The organism is Actinomadura madurae (assembly GCF_047130825.1).
Taxonomy (GTDB): Bacteria; Actinomycetota; Actinomycetes; order Streptosporangiales; family Streptosporangiaceae; genus Spirillospora; species Spirillospora madurae.
The window spans coordinates 6,600,522-6,617,455 of sequence record NZ_CP083237.1; the positions used below are offsets into that span (position 1 = coordinate 6,600,522).

At 69.7% G+C, this 16,934-nt stretch carries 13 protein-coding genes and 1 pseudogene; 8 read left to right on the plus strand and 6 right to left on the minus strand.

The features are described from left to right. Positions 1-76: 76 nt before the first annotated feature. The 4 genes and pseudogenes from K8Z49_RS30225 to dnaA form a co-directional block, all read right to left on the minus strand. Positions 77-283, minus strand: a complete 207-nt coding sequence (locus K8Z49_RS30225) for a hypothetical protein (RefSeq protein WP_021592699.1) — start codon at positions 281-283, stop codon at positions 77-79. An 81-nt stretch (positions 284-364) separates the two neighbouring features. After that, a pseudogene (gnd, locus tag K8Z49_RS30230) lies at positions 365-1,291 on the minus strand (phosphogluconate dehydrogenase (NAD(+)-dependent, decarboxylating)); the annotation flags it as partial. Positions 1,292-1,397: 106 nt separating this feature from the next. After that, entirely contained in the window at positions 1,398-2,540 is a 1,143-nt protein-coding gene (gene dnaN / locus K8Z49_RS30235; RefSeq protein WP_021592697.1) for a DNA polymerase III subunit beta, read from the minus strand. A gap of 675 nt (positions 2,541-3,215) precedes the next feature. Further along, positions 3,216-5,255, minus strand: coding sequence for a chromosomal replication initiator protein DnaA (dnaA, locus tag K8Z49_RS30240; protein WP_412515811.1), 2,040 nt, complete (start codon positions 5,253-5,255; stop codon positions 3,216-3,218). Between the two features lie 590 nt (positions 5,256-5,845). Here dnaA and rpmH point away from each other — a divergent pair. From rpmH to K8Z49_RS30265, 5 genes are read left to right on the plus strand one after another with little or no spacing between them, the layout of a single operon-like run. Beyond that, on the plus strand, positions 5,846-5,983 hold the full coding sequence (rpmH, locus tag K8Z49_RS30245) for a 50S ribosomal protein L34 (RefSeq protein WP_021592695.1): 138 nt from the start codon (positions 5,846-5,848) through the stop codon (positions 5,981-5,983). A gap of 33 nt (positions 5,984-6,016) precedes the next feature. Continuing rightward, the gene (gene rnpA, locus K8Z49_RS30250; RefSeq protein ID WP_235206353.1) at positions 6,017-6,364 is read left to right on the plus strand and encodes a ribonuclease P protein component; all 348 of its coding nucleotides are present in this window, start codon (positions 6,017-6,019) and stop codon (positions 6,362-6,364) included. Next, positions 6,361-6,771, plus strand: a complete 411-nt coding sequence (gene yidD / locus K8Z49_RS30255; RefSeq protein WP_075024540.1) for a membrane protein insertion efficiency factor YidD — start codon at positions 6,361-6,363, stop codon at positions 6,769-6,771. The genes rnpA and yidD overlap by 4 nt, the downstream gene beginning before the upstream one ends. Next, positions 6,764-7,813, plus strand: coding sequence for a membrane protein insertase YidC (gene yidC, locus K8Z49_RS30260; RefSeq protein ID WP_412515812.1), 1,050 nt, complete (start codon positions 6,764-6,766; stop codon positions 7,811-7,813). Before yidD ends, yidC begins: the two co-directional genes overlap by 8 nt. A 37-nt stretch (positions 7,814-7,850) precedes the next feature. Beyond that, complete coding sequence (locus tag K8Z49_RS30265; protein ID WP_024934663.1) at positions 7,851-8,336, plus strand: protein jag; 486 nt, start codon at positions 7,851-7,853, stop codon at positions 8,334-8,336. Positions 8,337-8,900: 564 nt separating this feature from the next. Here the strand turns inward: K8Z49_RS30265 and K8Z49_RS30270 are convergent. After that, complete coding sequence (locus tag K8Z49_RS30270; RefSeq protein ID WP_021592690.1) at positions 8,901-9,365, minus strand: DUF6458 family protein; 465 nt, start codon at positions 9,363-9,365, stop codon at positions 8,901-8,903. A 148-nt stretch (positions 9,366-9,513) separates the two neighbouring features. Between K8Z49_RS30270 and rsmG the strand changes: the two genes are divergently transcribed. The 3 genes from rsmG to K8Z49_RS30285 all read left to right on the plus strand — a co-directional run bounded on the left by rsmG (position 9,514) and on the right by K8Z49_RS30285 (position 12,382). Further along, positions 9,514-10,230 (plus strand): 16S rRNA (guanine(527)-N(7))-methyltransferase RsmG, encoded by a 717-nt coding sequence (gene rsmG / locus K8Z49_RS30275; protein WP_412515813.1) that lies wholly within the window; start codon positions 9,514-9,516, stop codon positions 10,228-10,230. Positions 10,231-10,577: 347 nt separating this feature from the next. After that, positions 10,578-11,393 carry a ParA family protein gene (locus tag K8Z49_RS30280; RefSeq protein WP_021592688.1) on the plus strand — a complete coding sequence of 272 codons (816 nt, stop codon included), beginning with the start codon at positions 10,578-10,580 and terminating at the stop codon, positions 11,391-11,393. Continuing rightward, the gene (locus K8Z49_RS30285) at positions 11,390-12,382 is read left to right on the plus strand and encodes a ParB/RepB/Spo0J family partition protein (protein WP_021592687.1); all 993 of its coding nucleotides are present in this window, start codon (positions 11,390-11,392) and stop codon (positions 12,380-12,382) included. The genes K8Z49_RS30280 and K8Z49_RS30285 overlap by 4 nt, the downstream gene beginning before the upstream one ends. A gap of 337 nt (positions 12,383-12,719) precedes the next feature. Here the strand turns inward: K8Z49_RS30285 and K8Z49_RS30290 are convergent, their stop codons facing one another. Beyond that, positions 12,720-12,842 (minus strand): hypothetical protein, encoded by a 123-nt coding sequence (locus K8Z49_RS30290; protein ID WP_412515814.1) that lies wholly within the window; start codon positions 12,840-12,842, stop codon positions 12,720-12,722. Positions 12,843-16,934: the final 4,092 nt, after the last annotated feature.

A 16,934-nucleotide genomic window follows, 5' to 3' on the forward strand; every position in this document is an offset into this window, starting at 1 on the left:
GAGCCTCCCGCCCGCCCCGGCGCACCCCCGGAGCCGCACGACCGGACCGGGGCCGAGAGCGGGGCGCCGCCCCGCCTCAGTCCGTCCGCCAGTACCCGGCCTGGCCGCCTTCCCCTTCATCGGGCAGGTCCAGCATCTTCCGTATCCGCGCCTGCCGCTCGGCGTCGCTCTCCTCCGACCGGATCGACGCCCGGTAGCTCTGCCACCGGACGAGGCCCACGCTGCCGACGATCACCAGCCAGGTGGCGACCAGGAAGCCTCCCAGGTAGAGCAACCCGCTCATCCCATCCCCTTGGCAGCCGCCCGAACCGGTATCGGTCCGTCGAAGCTACCCAGGAGCCCGGCCGGCGATCAAGAGCCGTCGTCAGACCTTCGGGGGGTTGACGTCGGCGCCGGGGGAGTCGCCGTCGCCGACGGACTCGACGGCGTGGCCGCCGAACTGCTTGCGGAGGGCGGCGACGACCCGCATCGCGGGCGAGTCGTCCTGGCGGGAGGCGAAGCGGGCGAACAGGGAGGCGCTGATGGCGGGCAGCGGGACGGCGTGCTCGACGGCGGCCTGGACGGTCCAGCGGCCCTCGCCGGAGTCGTTGGCGTAGCCGCGCAGGTCGTCCAGCTCGGGGTCGTTGGCGAGGGCGCGGTTCAGCAGGTCGAGCAGCCAGGAGCGGATGACCGTCCCCTCCTGCCAGCTCAGGAACGTCTCCGGCACCTTGGTGACGAGCGGGCTCGCCTCGATCAGCTCGTAGCCCTCGCCGAACGCCTGCATCATCGCGTACTCGATGCCGTTGTGGACCATCTTCACGAAGTGGCCGGCCCCGACCTTGCCGGAGTGGACGAAGCCGAACTCCCCCTCCGGCTTGAGCGTCTCGAAGATCGGCATCAGCCGCTTCACGTTGTCGTCGTCGCCGCCGACCATGAGCGCGTAGCCGTTCTCCAGCCCCCACACCCCGCCGCTCACACCGCAGTCGACGAACCCGATGCCCTTGGCGGCCAGCTCCTCGCCGTGCCGCTGGTCGTCCACATAGTGTGAATTACCGCCGTCGACGACGAGGTCTCCGGGCTGCAGGACCTCCCCCAGCCTGTGGACGGTGTCCGCCGTGGGCTGCCCCGCCGGCACCATCACCCACACGGCGCGCGGCGCGGACAGCCGTTCGACGAGTTCCTCGACCGAGCCGACGTCGGTCACCTCCGGGTCGCGGTCATAGCCGACGACCGTGTGGCCGCCGCGGCGCAGCCGCTCGGCCATGTTGCCGCCCATCTTGCCGAGGCCGATGATCCCGAGCTCCATGAAACGCTCACTCTCCCCTGTGCGTAACCGCCTGTGCGTAACCGCGGGGGCGCGGCTCCCCCGCGGTCCATCGTCCCCGGCGCGTCCCGGGGCATGCCCCCGGGCATGATCCTTATCCGGACAGCCGGACGGGCATGATCAGGTAACGGTAGTTCGGGTTCTCCCCGTCCTGCGGCGGCTTGCCGGTCAGGACGGCCGGCTTCGTCGGCGTCGTGAACGACAGCCGCGCGACGTCCGAGCCGATCGCGGAGAGCCCGTCCAGGAGGAACGCGGGGTTGAACGCGATGTCGATGTCCTCGCCCTCCAGGGACGCCTCCAGGGCCTCCACGGCCTGCGCCTCGTCCCCGGTGCCCGCCTCCAGCACGACCTCGCCCTGGCTGAACGAGAGCCGGACGGGCGTGTTCCGCTCGGCGACCAGCGAGACGCGCTTCACGGCCTCGATGAACTGGGCCGTCTGGACCTCGGCGAGGCCCGCGTACTCGCTCGGCAGCAGCGACCGGTACTTCACGAAGTCGCCGTCCAGCAGACGGGACGTGGTGCGGCGGCCGCCGCCCTCGAAACCGATCATGCCCTCGCCGGTGCCGCCCGTCCCGGCGAGCGCGATCGACACCTCCGCGCCCGCCGTCAGCGACTTGGCGGTGTCGGCGAGCGTCCGGGCGGGGACGAGCGCGACGGCGGAGAAATCGGGCCGCTCCGGCTTCCAGTGCAACTCGCGGACCGCGAGGCGGTAGCGGTCCGTGGACGCCAGCGTGACCGTCTCACCCTCGATCTCCACCCGGACACCGGTCAGCATGGGGATCGTGTCGTCCTTGCCCGCGGCGATCGCCACCTGGGAGACGGCGGCCGCGAACTCGTCGCTGCCCACCGACCCCGCGGCCGGCGGCATCTCCGGCAGCGTCGGGTAGTCCTCCACAGGCATGGTGAGAAGTGTGAACTTCGCGCTGCCACAGCGGAGCATCACCTTCGCGCCGTCCGTCGTCACCTCCACAGGGTGGGGAGGAAGGCTGCGGGAGATCTCGGCGAGGAGCCGTCCGGACACCAGCGCCGTCCCGGCCTCCTCCACATCGATGTCCGTGGACACCTGTGCCGAGACCTCGTAGTCGAACGCGGACAGCTTCAGGCGGTCGCCGATGTCCTCACCCCCGGCCACGATGTGCATGCCCGCGAGGACCGGCACCGGGGGACGGACGGGGAGCGTGCGCGCGGTCCAGGCGACGGCGTCGGCCAGGGCGTCTCTGTCGATGCGGAACTTCAAAGGGACCCGCCTCCTGCAGGTGTCGGACAAGGGTGAGCTGATCTTGGCTGGGCCGGGGCGCTCGGGGCGCGTTGTCCCCAGGCCCTGACTTGAGGTGGATCTTTTCTTGGATAGAGAAGTAGTGCAGTACCAGTAATAGGGGCGGTGGATAGTGTGGACAGAGGCCATCGTCGCAGGTGAGAGTGCGTTTCTCTGTCCACGGGTGCTGTGCATGGGACGTGGACGGCGCGGCGGCGCCTGGGGACGGCGAAATCATCCCCACAGGTCGTCCTCATGTCATCCCCCGGTTATCCACGAGTTCTCCACGGGTCTTCCGCCGGTTCGCCGCCCGTTGGCCGCCGCTGGGGACAGAGGGACGCGGATCCGCGGGTTCGCTTCCGGACCGTCCCCAGGCCGTCCCCAGCTCGTCCACCGGTTTTCCCCAGCGGGGCGGGGGCCCGTGCACAGCGGGTCCACATCCGTCCACTCTTCATCCTCAGCTTCTCCAAGGGTTGCCCACAGGGTTATCCGCGAAAATCCCCAGAGTTTTCCACAACTTGTGAGTAGCGGCGGGGGTCTTCGGGGGAGGCGTGCACTTTGTCGGTTCTTTGCCCTGAACCGGCTGTGGACGACGCGGCCGGCGCCGGTCCACAGGGCTGACGCCGGTCTGTCCACAGTGTGTACGACCGGGCGCGGTCAGCGCTTGCGGGCCTGGTGCTTGATGCGCCCCGTGAGCTCCGTGACCTGGTTGTATATGGCGCGGCGCTCGGCCATCAGCGACCGGATCTTGCGTTCGGCGTGCATGACCGTGGTGTGGTCCCGTCCGCCGAACTGCTGCCCGATCTTGGGGAGGGACAGGTCCGTCAGCTCCCGGCACAGGTACATCGCGATCTGCCGGGCGGTGACGAGCATCCGCGACCGGGACGGCCCGCACAGGTCCTCGATCGTCGTGCCGAAGTACTCCACCGTCTGCGCCATGATCATCGCAGCGGTGATCTCGGGGCCGGAGTCGTTCGGGATGAGGTCCTTCAGCACGATCTCGGCGAGCTTCATGTCGACCGACTGCCGGTTCAGGCTCGCGAACGCCGTCACCCGGATCAGCGCGCCCTCCAGCTCGCGGATGTTCGTCGCGATCTGCGAGGCGATGAACTCCAGCACGTCGGGCGGCGCGGCGAGGCCCTCCTGCCGCGCCTTCTTCTGCAGGATCGCGATCCGCGTCTCCAGCTCGGGCGGCTGGACGTCGGTCGTCAGGCCCCACTCGAACCGGTTGCGGAGCCGGTCCTCCAGCGTCACCAGCTCCTTGGGCGGACGGTCGCTGGAGATCACGATCTGCTTGCTCGCGTTGTGCAGCGTGTTGAAGGTGTGGAAGAACTCCTCCTGCGTCTGCTCCTTGCCCTCAAGGAACTGGATGTCGTCGACGAGGAGGATGTCCACATCCCGGTAGCGGCGGCGGAACCCGTCGGCCTTGCCGTCCCGGATCGAGTTGATGAAGTCGTTCGTGAACTCCTCGGAGCTCACATAGCGGACGCGCGCCCCGTTGAAGAGGCTTTGCGCGTAATGGCCGATGGCGTGCAACAGGTGCGTCTTGCCGAGCCCGGAGTCGCCATAGACGAACAGCGGGTTGTAGGCCTTCGCCGGCTGCTCCGCCACCGCGACCGCCGCGGCGTGCGCGAACCTGTTGGACGAGCCGATGACGAACGTCTCGAATGTGTACTTCGGGTTCAGTCGCGCGTGCTCGGACGCACCGGCGGGCTGCGGGGCCGGTGCGGGGGCAGGCGCTCTCGGGTCGGAGCTCCTGGGGTCGGAGCCCTCCTCGTCCCGGAACGCACCCTCGCCCCGGTAGGGCTCCTCACCGCGGTACTGCTGCTCGCCGCCGGGGTAGGACGGTTCCCCGTTCTGGAACGTGTCCTCCACGTGCCCGAGCGGCGGGTCGAGGGGGGCTTCGCGGCCCTGCTGCTCCGCGTGGCCGCCGGGACGCAGCGGGCCGAGCGTGCGGTCGTTCAGATGGGAGTGCGGCGGCCGTCCTGGAGGCTCGCCGCCGAAACCCTCCTGCCCCCCGTAACTCGGGTAGCCGCGTCCTTCGAACGGCGCTGGGCCGCGACCGCCGGGCCCCGCGCCGTACGCGGGCGGACGGGAGGGCGGCGGATACGTTCCACGGTCCTCGTCCTGGGCCTGTGGATAACCTCCGGGCGAACCGGGGTTGTGGGTAACTCCCGTCTGGGGCCGGTAACCCTGGTCGCCGTACGGCTGCTCCGGATAGGGGCGCTCGGGGCGCTCTGTATAGGAGGAGGGCTCGCCGTACTGCTGCTCCCCGTAGGACTGGTCCGTGAACGGACGCTCCCGGTCGCGATCGTCGTGCGGCCGTTCCCCGTAGGGCTCGCCATAAGAAGGTGCGGGCTCGTGCATGCCGAGCCCCGCGCCCGGCCCCGGAATCGGCGCGGAAAGCGGCTCGCCCGCCCCCGGACGAGAGCCCCCGGGAGGCTCCGGCTGGACGGTCACCGCGACGCGGATCTCCCTGCCCAGCTCGCGGGACAGCGCCTGCGTGATGAGGTTGCGGAGGCGGGTCTCCAGCGCGTCCTTGGCGAACTCGTTCGGCGCGGCGAGCAGCGCCGTCCCTTCCACGAGCGCCAGCGGGCGGACCATCGGAAGCCAGGCGCGATAGCTCGGCGACAGATCGCTCTCGGAAAGCGCCGTGAGGGTGCGGGCCCAGACCGATCCGAGATCCTGACCGTCCATGCGCAACGTCCCCTCCCGACAACTCCGCCGAACGGAGTACCTGACTGCCCGGCTTTCCCGCGGGATGCGGCACGCCTCGCAGGGCACTGCCGCGACGCGGAAGACTTACTCTCTCACGAGTTGTCCACAGAGTTGTCCACATGCTGTGCATAGGCATGGGGCACCCTGTGCAAAACCCGCGAGACGGGTTCCGGGGAACAAAGGTCGACAAGGTCCCGGCCGTCGTCCGGCCGGTGCGGGGTGGTTCTCGAACGGGGGCTTGAAAGGGCTGAACGCCGACATCAGATCGTCGATCTCGTCGAAGAAGCGTCGGCTCGCCCGGACGACCTTAACCCCTGCCGGTCCCACTCGCAACACCGTCCCCACGCTCACCGCCCGCCCGGCGGCGGCCGCCTCCGTTTGACCGGCCACCCCGCCAGCCCGTAACGTGCTGAGGTCGAGTCGCATCGACGGAGATGCCGCGTGCCCGCCGGCAGCCCCACAGGAAGCTCGGGTGGGCCCCCGCTGCGGGGGACCGGACGCGGCCCTCGGTGCGAGACACCGGCGCTTCACCACCTTCAAGCCGAACGACCGCAGCACTGGAGCCTCAAGTGAGCAAGCGTACTTTCCAGCCGAACAACCGCCGCCGCCACAAGAAGCACGGCTTCCGGCTGCGCATGCGCACGCGCGCGGGCCGCGCCATCCTGTCGAGCCGGCGCGGCAAGGGCCGCGCCCGCATCGCGGTCTGACCGACCCTCACTGTGCTGCCGTCCGGTAACCGGATGCGGCGGCGGGACGACTTCACGTTGGCCGTCCGGCGCGGTCGCCGCGCCGGACGGCCAACTGCCGTGGTCCACCTGCTACGCCCGGACGAGGCCCCGGCAGCGGCCGAGCCGCCGCTGGTCGGGTTCATCGTGGCGCGCACCGTCGGCAACGCCGTCGTCCGAAACGCGGTCCGGCGCCGGCTCCGCCACCTGATGCGACCGCACCTCGACCGGCTCCCAGCGGGTAGCCTGCTCGTAGTGCGCGCCAACCCCCGCGCGGGAGAGGCGCGCCCAGACGAACTGGCCGCGGATCTGGAGTCGGCACTCGACCGGCTGCTGCGGCCCGCGTCCAAGGGGCGAAGATGAGGAGTCGGCAGGGGACGCAGGTCCCCGCGCAGCACCAGGCGGGCCGTCCAGGTCCCGCCGCGGCCGTGCTGATCCTTCTCGTCCGCGCCTACCGCCGCTTCTTGAGTCCCCTGCTCGGGCAGCAGTGCCGCTTCCAGCCCAGCTGCAGCGCGTACGGCCTGGAGTCGCTCCAGGTGCACGGGGCGCTGCGCGGCACATGGCTGACGGCCCGCCGGATCGCGCGATGCCACCCCTTCAATCCTGGGGGGTACGACCCGGTGCCGCCGAAGAAGACCTCTCGCACGAACCCCTCCGGGGCGTCCGGAGGAGCCGGCCCCCGGACGCGATCCGCGGCGGCCCCCCCGAACTCCGGCCGCGCGGAGAGCGGCCCCGCCCTAGCAGAGCCCAAGGAGCTGCCCGGTGCTTGACTGGTTGTACGAGATCGTCACTCAGCTGATCGTGTGGATTCACACGGGGCTGAGCACCGTCGTCCCCAAGGACAGTGGATGGGCCTGGGGCGGTTCGATCATCCTGCTGACCGTCCTGCTGCGGCTGGTCATGGTCCCGCTCTTCGTGAAGCAGATCCACGCCTCGCGCAAGATGCAGGAGCTGAACCCGAAGGTCCAGGCGCTGCGCAAGAAGTACAAGAACGACAAGCAGCGCCTCAACCAGGAGGTCATGAAGCTCTACCAGGAGAACGGCGCCAACCCGCTGTCGGGCTGCCTGCCGCTCCTGGTGCAGATGCCCGTCTTCATCGGCCTCTTCCAGGCGCTGAAGAACATCTCCGACGCCAAGCCCGGCGAGAGCGTCTTCGGGATGTCGGCCGACCTCGTGGCGAGCGCGCAGCACGCCAGCATCTTCGGCGCGCACATCCCCGACACGTTCCTCAACGCCTGGGGATCGGACCCCAAGTCGTGGACCGCGATCGCCATCACCGGCATCGCCGTGGTGATCAGCTCGTGCACGACGTTCTTCACCGTCCGGGCCAGCATGAAGCGCCAGCCCGTCACCGACGACGCCAACCCGATGATGCAGGCGCAGAAGATGATGGTCTTCATGGCGCCGCTGTTCGGCCTGTTCGGCCTCGGCTTCCCGCTGGGCGTCCTCATGTACTGGGTCACGTCCAACAGCTGGACGCTGGCGCAGCAGCACTACATCTACAAGAAGTACCCGCCGCTCAGCACGGACGACAGCGCGGCCACGGCCAAGGCCGGCGGGACGAAGACGGGCGGCACGAAGACCGGCGGCGCGAAGACCGGCGGCGCCAAGGCGGGCGGGACGAAAACGGGCGGTGCTAAGGCGTCCGCGGCCAAGAACGGCCAGGCGTCGTCCGGCATCAAGGCCAGGCTGAAGAAGGAGCCGGAACCGGAACCGGAACCGGAACCCGAGCCCGAGACGAAGCCGAAGGTCGTGCGCAACCAGCCGACCCGCAAGTCGCGCAGCAAGCGCAGCGGCACCCAGAAGCGCTAGTTTGAACTCCGAGCACGTGGCCGAGAAGGAGACCCCGTTGAGCCAGACCGACACGACCGAGGTCGACGTCCAGGCGCTCGAGCAGGAGGGCGAGATCGCCGCCGACTACATCGAGGGCCTGCTGGACATCGGTGACTACGACGGCGACATCGACATGGACGTCGAGGGCGAGCGCGCGATCGTCGCCGTCGTGGGCGCTTCCCTGGACGAGTTGGTCGGCAAGCGCGGCGAGGTCCTGGAGGCCCTGCAGGAGCTGACCCGGCTGGCCGTCCACCGCCAGACGGGCAACCGGACCCGCCTGATGCTCGACATCGGCGGCTACCGCGAGCGCCGCCGCGCCGAGCTGACCAAGCTCGGCACCGACGTCGCCGACGAGGTCAGGCAGGGCGGCGAGCCAAAGCCCCTCGCCCCGATGACCCCGTTCGAACGCAAGATCGTCCACGACGCGGTGGCCGCCGCCGGCCTCCGCAGCGAATCCGAGGGCGAGGAACCCGACCGCTACGTAGTCGTCTACCCCGCCTGACGCTCCCCGGCTCGTCCCCAAGAGCCGCCCACAACCCGACCGGCCCCGGTGCAGCCCCGCACCGGGGCCGCTCCCGTCCTAGAGGCAGCCGTGAAACCAACGGACACTGCGGTGCGGCGGTAGGTGCGGCAGGGGCGTGGGCCGGTCATGCGCGGGCGGACCGCCACCTCATGCCCGGCCCAAAGCTGCCGAAAATCGGCATTCGCCGCGCGCAACCGGTCGACGAGTCCCGACCCTCGCAAGGTCACCGGACCGACGGCCAACGACCGCGCGGAGATCGGCCACGGGCTGAGGGAGTGCTTCCGCTCCTCATGCGGGCCGACGACACGCGTGGCGAGTCGGTCCGAAGCAGCAGGAAGTACTCGACGAGCGGTGGGCCGCCGAGGTGAGCCGGGGCCGGTGGGCACATAGACGTGCGCGATCGGGGATCCGCCCAGGCGTCGTCGACCACAACCTGTGGACAACTCTGGAAAGGGGAGGGCCCCGCGCCCTGGCCGACGCGGGGCCCCGAAGCCCGGTGTGCACCGCCGCCCAACGCACACCGGGCGGGTCCGATGCTCGGCGTTACCGCCGTGCGGTCCGCCGCCACCTGCGACGCTGCGAAATGCGGTCACCGGAGTCCACGACGGACGGGCTGTTCTCCTCGGCCGGATTCTGAGCGTGCGCGGGATCCTGCGAGTACGCCGGGTCCTGCGCGACGTGGCCGTGCGGCGCCGCTTCGTCCACAGGATGTTCGATCACACGTTCGACCCGCTCGCTCGGGCGGTTCAGGGGCGGCGGGTCCTCGATGATGTGCTCTTCCCGGATGACCGTCCCGGGCTCGTCCCCGTAGGCGGGGTCCGCGCCGACGACCCGCCCGGCACGGCGCCGCGGGCGCGTGTACTTGACGGTGAAGCCCATGCTCACCAGCCCCACCAGGATCAGGATCCAGCCGACCATGTGAATGTCGAGGCCGCTGAGGTCGACGCGGATGGCGAACGCGAGGATCGCGCCGAGAGCGATGAATGCGAGGCTGACTCCGATTCCCATGTGTCGGAGCTCCTTCCGGGGGGACGGTCGGGCGACACACCCCCTCTACCCGGCGCTCGCCGAATATGCGGAGGGGTCATGTGGTTCTCGCCATAACGCAAGGGTCGTCCAACCTCGCGCGCCCGACTTATCCACAGGGACGTTGCGCATGCACGACCCCACCGGTTTTTGTGGAACGATTCGTCTGGTGGGGATTGCACGTGAGGTTTTCGGTGACGCGCTGCCGGTCGCGGAGCGCTACGCGGCGTTCCTCGCAGAGGCCGGGGTCGAACGCGGCCTCATCGGGCCGCGCGAGGTCGACCGGCTGTGGGAGCGCCATCTGCTCAACTGCGCGGTGGTCTCCGAGGCGATCCCGCAGGACGCGGAGGTCGTCGACATCGGCTCGGGCGCGGGCCTCCCCGGAATCGTGCTCGCGATCGTCCGGCCCGACCTGCGGATCACCCTGCTGGAACCGCTCCTGCGACGCACCACGTTCCTGACCGAATGCGTCGAGATGCTCGACCTGCGCAACGTCGCTGTACGACGCGCTCGGGCCGAGGACGTGACCGAAGAGTTCTCGGTGGACGTGGCGACGGCGCGGGCGGTCGCACCCCTGGAACGCCTGGCGAAATGGGCGCTTCCGCTACTGCGTCCGGACGGTGAGCTGCTCGCGCTCAAGGGCGAACGGGCGGCGGCCGAGCTGGACGACGCGGCGCCCGTCCTGAAGCGGTTCGGGGTGCGCTCCACGGAACTGCTTCAAGTCGGGCGCGGTATGGTCGATCCGCCGACAACACTCGTCCGTGTGGTCGCCGGCCGAGGAGAGGTTGTCGGGCGACGACAGCGCGCCCCCCGGCGTGCCAAAGGGTCGAGGAAGAGGTCTTCATGAGCACGGGACCAGGACTGGGCCGGCCTGACCGCGCCGATGAATCCCCCGACGAACAGCCGTCCGGCCTGGGCGGACCCGGCGAAGCCGAAGGGGCGCAGCCGCCCGCCACCGGCGAGCCGCAGGGAGACCCCGGCACGCCGGCGGGCACCATGCCCTCCGGACACGCGATGTGGGGAAACACGACGTCCGGTACCGCGGAGAACGTCGGCTATGTTCCGACGAACACCGGCGCGAAGCCGCCGCCGAGTCCGCGCAAGGGACCAGATCAGGGGGAGTCAGAACTCGTGCGAGAGGCGCTCAGGGACGCCAAGGTTTCACATGAAACAACCGTCACCGCGCTCAAGGCGATGTCGGGCCGCAGGGAACGGGAGTGGCCGCGCCCGGACAAGTGCCGGATCATCACCATCGCCAACCAGAAGGGCGGGGTGGGCAAGACCACCAGTTCGGTGAACCTGGCCGCGTCGCTCGCCATGCATGGTGCGCAGGTGCTCGTGGTCGACCTCGACCCCCAGGGCAACGCGTCCACCGCCCTCGGTGTCGAGCACCACGCGGAAGTCCCTTCCATCTACGACGTGCTGATCGAGGACATGGCACTGGGCGACATCGTCGTCCCGGCTCCGGAGATCCCGAACCTGTACTGCGCGCCCGCGACCCTCAACCTCGCCGGCGCGGAGATCGAACTCGTCTCCAAGGTGGCCCGCGAGTCACGCCTCCGCCGCGCGATCGACGCCTACGACACCGAGAAGTTCGACTACGTGCTGATCGACTGCCCGCCGTCGCTCGGCCTGCTCACGGTGAACGCCCTCGTCGGCGGCGACGAGCTGCTCATCCCGATCCAGTGCGAGTACTACGCGCTGGAGGGCCTCGGGCAGCTGATCCGGACGGTCGACCTCGTCAAGGCGCACCTCAACCAGAGGCTGAGGGTGTCGACGATCCTTCTCACGATGTACGACGCCCGGACGCGGCTCGCCGCCCAGGTGGCCGACGATGTCCGCAATCACTTCGGGGACGTCGTCCTCAACACGGTGATCCCCCGCAGTGTCCGGGTCTCGGAGGCGCCCAGCTACGGGCAGTCCGTCATGACCTACGACCCCGGTTCGAGCGGCGCCCTCGCCTACAGCGAGGCCGCCTCGGAAATGGCCCACGGAGGAGCTGTTCAGTGAGCCAGCAGCGACGCGGACTGGGTAAGGGACTCGGCGCCCTCATTCCCACCGCCCCGCCCCCGCCGACGCCCGCCGAGCCGGGCAGCGCAGGCGAGCCGGGTTTCCCCGGCGGCACCGTGCCGAACGGCACGGCCGCCCCCGATCCGGCCCTCCAGCCGGTCGCCGGCGCCCATTTCGCGGAGCTGCCCGTTCGCTCCATCACGGTCAACCCCCGCCAGCCACGCGAGCACTTCGACGAGCAGGCCCTGGAGGAGCTCGCCGAGTCGATCAGCATCGTCGGCCTCCTGCAGCCGATCGTCGTCCGCCGATCGACGTCGGAGGAGCACGACTACGAGCTGATCATGGGCGAGCGCCGGTGGCGCGCGTCCCAGCAGGCCGGGCTGGACGTCATCCCGGCGATCGTCCGTGACACCGGCGACAACGAACTCCTCCGTGACGCGCTGATGGAGAATCTCCACCGGCAGCAGCTCAACCCGCTGGAAGAGGCCGCCGCATACCAGCAGCTGCTCCAGGACTTCGGTGCGACGCACGAGCAACTCGCCGGACGGATCGGCCGGTCGCGCCCGCACATCAGCAACACGCTCCGCCTGCTGAACCTGCCGCCCGCGGTGCAGCGCCGGGTGGCGGCCGGCGTGCTGTCCGCCGGTCATGCCCGCGCCCTGCTGTCTCTGGACAGCGTCGAGGCGCAGGAGCATCTGGCGCAGCGGATCGTCCAGGAGGGGCTGTCCGTCCGCGCCCTCGAAGAGATGATCGCGCTCCGCGAGGTCGAGGACGAGCCGAAGGCTCCGCGGCAGGGACGCCGGAAGAAGCCGGTCGCCCCCGGCCTCCAGCAACTGGCCGACCGCCTCTCCGACCGCTATGACACAAAGGTCCGCGTCGACATGGGCCGCAACAAGGGCAAGATCGTGGTCGAGTTCGCCACCCTGGAAGACCTGGACCGCATCATCAAGTCCATGGCCCCCGACGAGGACGGCGCAGACGACTCCTAACGCCCACCCCACCCGCGCCCCGGAAGCCCTCACCTCCGGGGCGCTTCTGTTTAAGCCCGCTCCCCCGCCGTTCCCCGTGAAACCCCGACGGCTCACCACACGCACCCCCGGTTTCACGTGAAACAGCGCTTGAGTCAACGGCCACCACGCGATAGGCCTTGCCGTAGAGCCGTAGAGCCGTAGAGCCGTAGAGCCGTAGAGCCGTAGAGCCGTAGAGCCGTAGAGCCGTAGAGCCGTAGAGCCGTAGAGCCGTAGAGCCGTAGAGCCGTAGAGCCGTAGAGCCGTAGAGCCGTAGAGCCGCAGGCCCTTCCCCGTGAGCCGGTGACCGTCCTGGGCTTCATCCGATGTCCCTGACCATCGTGGACGGGTCCCGCCGCGCGGTTCGCCCCCGATCCCGCAGCACCCGCCCCTCCACCAGATACGCGTCCAGCACCTCCACCACCGGACGCGGCAACGGCACATCCAGCGTCCGCCCACCCTTACCGAAGATCCGCCAGCGGGGAGCCGGGGGGCCTGGATTCGTCAGCTGACCCCCGTCGCTGCGGTCAATCGGCCCGCCTCCCTACAGCCCACCGCGGCGCCGGCGCCGCGCAGCGCGCTGGCGAACTCCGGCTCCCGATCCCCGCATAGCTGAACGGAGACCCGCGCCCGTCCAGGTACCTTCTCTAACCCGAGGGCTGCACCGCCACAACGAGGCCTTCGCCACGGTCGATAGAGAGAACTGCCCGCTGGCACGTCCGCGTTCGTGAGGGGGGAAAGTAGCCGACAGTGAGCGCACGGACGAATCAGACTGCACACGGAGAGGGCGCGCCCTAGAACACTTGGCCCCGGCCTGGCGCCAGCCGCAGTGGTCGGGCGAATTGCTCCCCGCTCCCGACCCGAGACTTCTCGAAGCAGCGCCGCAGGGCCACAGCGCCGCAGGGCCACAGCGCCGCAGGGCCACAGCGCCGCAGGGCCACAGCGCCGCAGGGCCACAGCGCCGCAGCGCCGCAGGGCCACAGGGCCACAGGGCCACAGGGAGGACGACACCGCTGCGGTCACGCATCGCCGGCCTCCGAACCCCGACATCCGCGCCCGGCCGTCGGCGCGGGAGACCGGCCGGTGGTGACCGCTGGGCGCCATCTGGACATCAAAGCCGGAGGGCGACCCAAGCCGAGCCGCTGCGCGCCGTCCGGACATCAGAGCCGGGGGGTCCCTGGCCGAGCCGCTGCGCACCGTCCGCACGCCCGAGCCAGGATGGCGGCTGGCCGAGACGCTGGGTGCGGACGCCCGAGCCGGGAGTTCCTCTGGCTGGTGTCTGAATAGGGCCTGTGGAGGGCGCGCGGGACTGACGTCGCTGGGAGTCGGGTCCACTCCGTGCGGTGCCCAGCTTCGTGGTGTGCACCGAGATTGGGTTCGGTGGTGCCAGCGAGAGTCTGGTCATGCGGCACGACACCGGCACGGAGGCGTCCTCTACGTGGCCGGAACCATCCTGGCGATCCGCCGTGTGAGCGAGCGGCGGGCGTGCGCAGAGGTTTAGCTCCCTGCTGTTCGCCACTCCGGCTGAAGAATGATCGGCGAGTTGATTGCGGCCAATCGGGGTGGACTTAGCTGGTCTCGCCGAAGCTGGGGAGCGTCATGGACGGCACCGCGACCTCTCTATGTGTCCGCGTGCGCTCACCGGGCTGCGTGGAATCACGCGACGGGAGGACGAGGCGGCGGTCGTCGGGCGCGGACCTCTTTCACCACAGCGCTCCTGATGGATGGCGGCAAGTGAGCGCGCCTGCGGAGAAGCCGGCGGCCGGTGTTCGCCCGCCGGGTCGGCGTCCGCCCGTAGATGAGAACGTCCAGCGGCGCTTTCGCTCGTACATTGCCGTGACCAACGTCCGGATCTGGGGCGGGGAATTGGGGACGTCGCTCGGGCAGGAGCCGCGTGGGGCTGCTTCGGGCGGGCCGCGGAGCCGCGTGCATGCCCACTGCGGTGCCGAGCGGGCTCGGCCAGCTCCCGGGCAGTACTGCTGGGCACGACCGGCTTGGTGACGCTGGCGTAGTCGATGATCTCCCAGTGCTCCAGATACTCGGACGTGTGCCTGGCCGCCCGCAACAGAACCGCGGCCGTCACGAAGGAGTTGCCTGCGACGATCACTTCGCCCCGCGGTCGTGTGCCAGCCGGTCCAGGTCGGTGTAGTCGTCAGCGGTCAGCCTGCTTGATCCGACCACCACATGCACCCGGCCCGTACTGCCGTCCGCGCGTTCTTCTGGCGGCGGCACTGGCGTGGTCGACCACCACGTCGGCCGAAGTGGCGTCGAGCGCCTCGGCGACGGACCAGTAAACCGCCTCCAGCGTTCGTCGAGCCGACAGCCGTCGCCAAACTCTCCCCAGACGCCGAACGCGAGACCCCATCGGCCAGCGTCAGATCATCGGCCTCGCAATCGCAGTCACAGTGGGTGCTGCCGTCCACCCGGCCACTCCGGCAAAGTAAACGTTGATCGTGCCGTCACTGTGGGCACCCCCACGGCTGCCCTCTATTTCTCCACCAACCTGCACGAAGCACCGCATGGAGAGCCGACGACCCCACGGAGAACAGCAGCCTGTGCCCAGCAGGCTGCGATCCTTCAGCGCGAGAAGGGGGCGCCCCAACGGAACGCTGCCCGGGGAGTCGACGACCCACGGGGGGCAGCTCCTGCCCGCGCGCGATCCTGGAGCGCAAGCAGGACGCCTTATCTGCAGCAGCAACCCGTCGACCAAGTCAGCCCTGACCTGAGCGCGACGGAGTTGGACATGCTCTCCCGGTCGTTCCGGCCGGCGCAGGATCTGGCGCTGGGCGCAGGCCCCCGGCCACGACGGCGTGGTGCTGCATCGCACCATCCAGGCGCCGCCAGCGCCCAGGCCCAGCGTTGCGGGCGCCGCTGGGCCGGTTGTCGCCGCAGCCAGACGCCCACTGGGTTTCACGTGAAACGAAGCCTCCGATCCAAGCCGAGAGTCGGACGCTCAGCCGCCCTCTTCGGCAGCCCGCCGCTCGCGTGACTGCAATTGGGCCGTCGCGCCGTCGCCTCATGCCGGTGGTGTTGATTGTGGTCCAGGCGCCGTGGACGCCGAGGGAGTTCCCGCACGCCCGCCCTCGGGGAAATCACCGGCGGGCCGCCGTGAATACGTCCGGGGCGCCCGCCGCGCCAGCTCTACCACCAGAGGACCCTGACTTTGTGCGTGGCCGATCGGTGCCGCTCGACCCGTACGCGCCGATGGCGAAGTACTGACCGGAGTTCGCCGCACTTGGAGAGCCAGCCGGGGACTCCCAAGGGAAGCAGCCCTTGCGCGGCGATCCTATGAGTGGGCAGGACGATTCATCTTCAGCAGCAAGATCCGTTCACCATGTCAGCTCCGGACTGAATAGGACGGCTCAGACATCCTCCCCCGCTGTTTCACGTGAAACGAAGCCTCCGATCGACGCGGCGAGTCCGAGATCCACTTGCCCCCCTCTGGCCACCCGCGCTCACGTTGCTGCAATAGGGGCCGCTGCTCCGTCTAGTCATGCCCGTGGATGGGCGCATGAGCGACTCTCGAATTGGCGCCCGAATCGCGACGTGATCAGCGATCGTCCACTGGCGATGCCATCGGGGCGCCGACTCGAACCGTCAGCCGCATCTTGTGCCGCCACACGGCGTTCTTCACCCCCACGCGGCATCGCGCGGATCGAGTGGGCGCTGACCGACCATGCCAAGATCTAGAGGATTAGCCGCGCGTTCCAGCACGCCTGGCCGACTTGGATCAGACAAGGTTCTCCCGGCCCCGCTGGCCGTGGACCGACGGCAGAGCCGAACGCCTCCATCGCACCTGGCTACCAAACGGACCTACCGGCGCCCCTACCTACACCAGTACCGACCGACGCCCCAAGCAGTCGGGCCCTGGCTGGAGCACGACAAACCAAACGCCTGCACTCAGCCTGGGCAGCCAACCCCACCCGACCACTACCAAGATCATGACCGAGTCCAGCACGTGGCTGGCTGGGCGGTAGACGTCCCCCGCTTGCGGCACCCGGGGGGTGCCGGTGGTCGCAGATGACGACCCGCTGGAGGTCGAGGCGACAGCCGTCATACCCCGTGGACACCGCTCCCACTGTTGCCTGTTGCGGTGTCAGCCGGGCGTGTGGGGCCCAGCCCCGTAGCGTGCACCGCTGGCGGTGGAGAAGGCCGGGGCTCCACTGACCCTGTCGCCGGAGGGCAGGTTTGCGCCGTCTACCCGAAGCCAGGCCAACGGTAGCGGGGGCAGCCGGGTTATCCCCGGGCGCGCCGAGACGGCCGCCACGATCTCGCACATGTCGCCGACCTTGGTCGGCGTGCAGCCACGCCCAGCGCTGCGCGTTTCCGTGTCCGTAGACGCAGGCAGACGCGCCGGGCGCGCCGCTAGGACGAGAATGCGGTCGCCGACCGCGCCTCGGTGGTGTTAATGGTGGTGCAGGCGCCGTGGACACCGAGGACAACGCACGCCCGCCCGCGGCGGATCGCTGGCAGGTCGCCGTGAACGCGTCCAGGACGCACGCCGCGTCAGTTCCCCAACTACAAGATGACCTTA

Coding starts and splice junctions, on each gene's coding strand:
- K8Z49_RS30225 (WP_021592699.1), bottom strand. CDS start 283: ATGAGCGGGTTGCTCTACCTGGGAGGCTTCCTGGTCGCCACCTGGCTG.
- dnaA (WP_412515811.1), bottom strand. CDS start 5,255: ATGGACGGTCAGGATCTCGGATCGGTCTGGGCCCGCACCCTCACGGCG.
- rnpA (WP_235206353.1), top strand. CDS start 6,017: ATGCGGCGGCGGGACGACTTCACGTTGGCCGTCCGGCGCGGTCGCCGC.
- yidD (WP_075024540.1), top strand. CDS start 6,361: ATGAGGAGTCGGCAGGGGACGCAGGTCCCCGCGCAGCACCAGGCGGGC.
- K8Z49_RS30270 (WP_021592690.1), bottom strand. CDS start 9,365: ATGGGAATCGGAGTCAGCCTCGCATTCATCGCTCTCGGCGCGATCCTC.
- rsmG (WP_412515813.1), top strand. CDS start 9,514: ATGCACGACCCCACCGGTTTTTGTGGAACGATTCGTCTGGTGGGGATT.
- K8Z49_RS30280 (WP_021592688.1), top strand. CDS start 10,578: ATGTCGGGCCGCAGGGAACGGGAGTGGCCGCGCCCGGACAAGTGCCGG.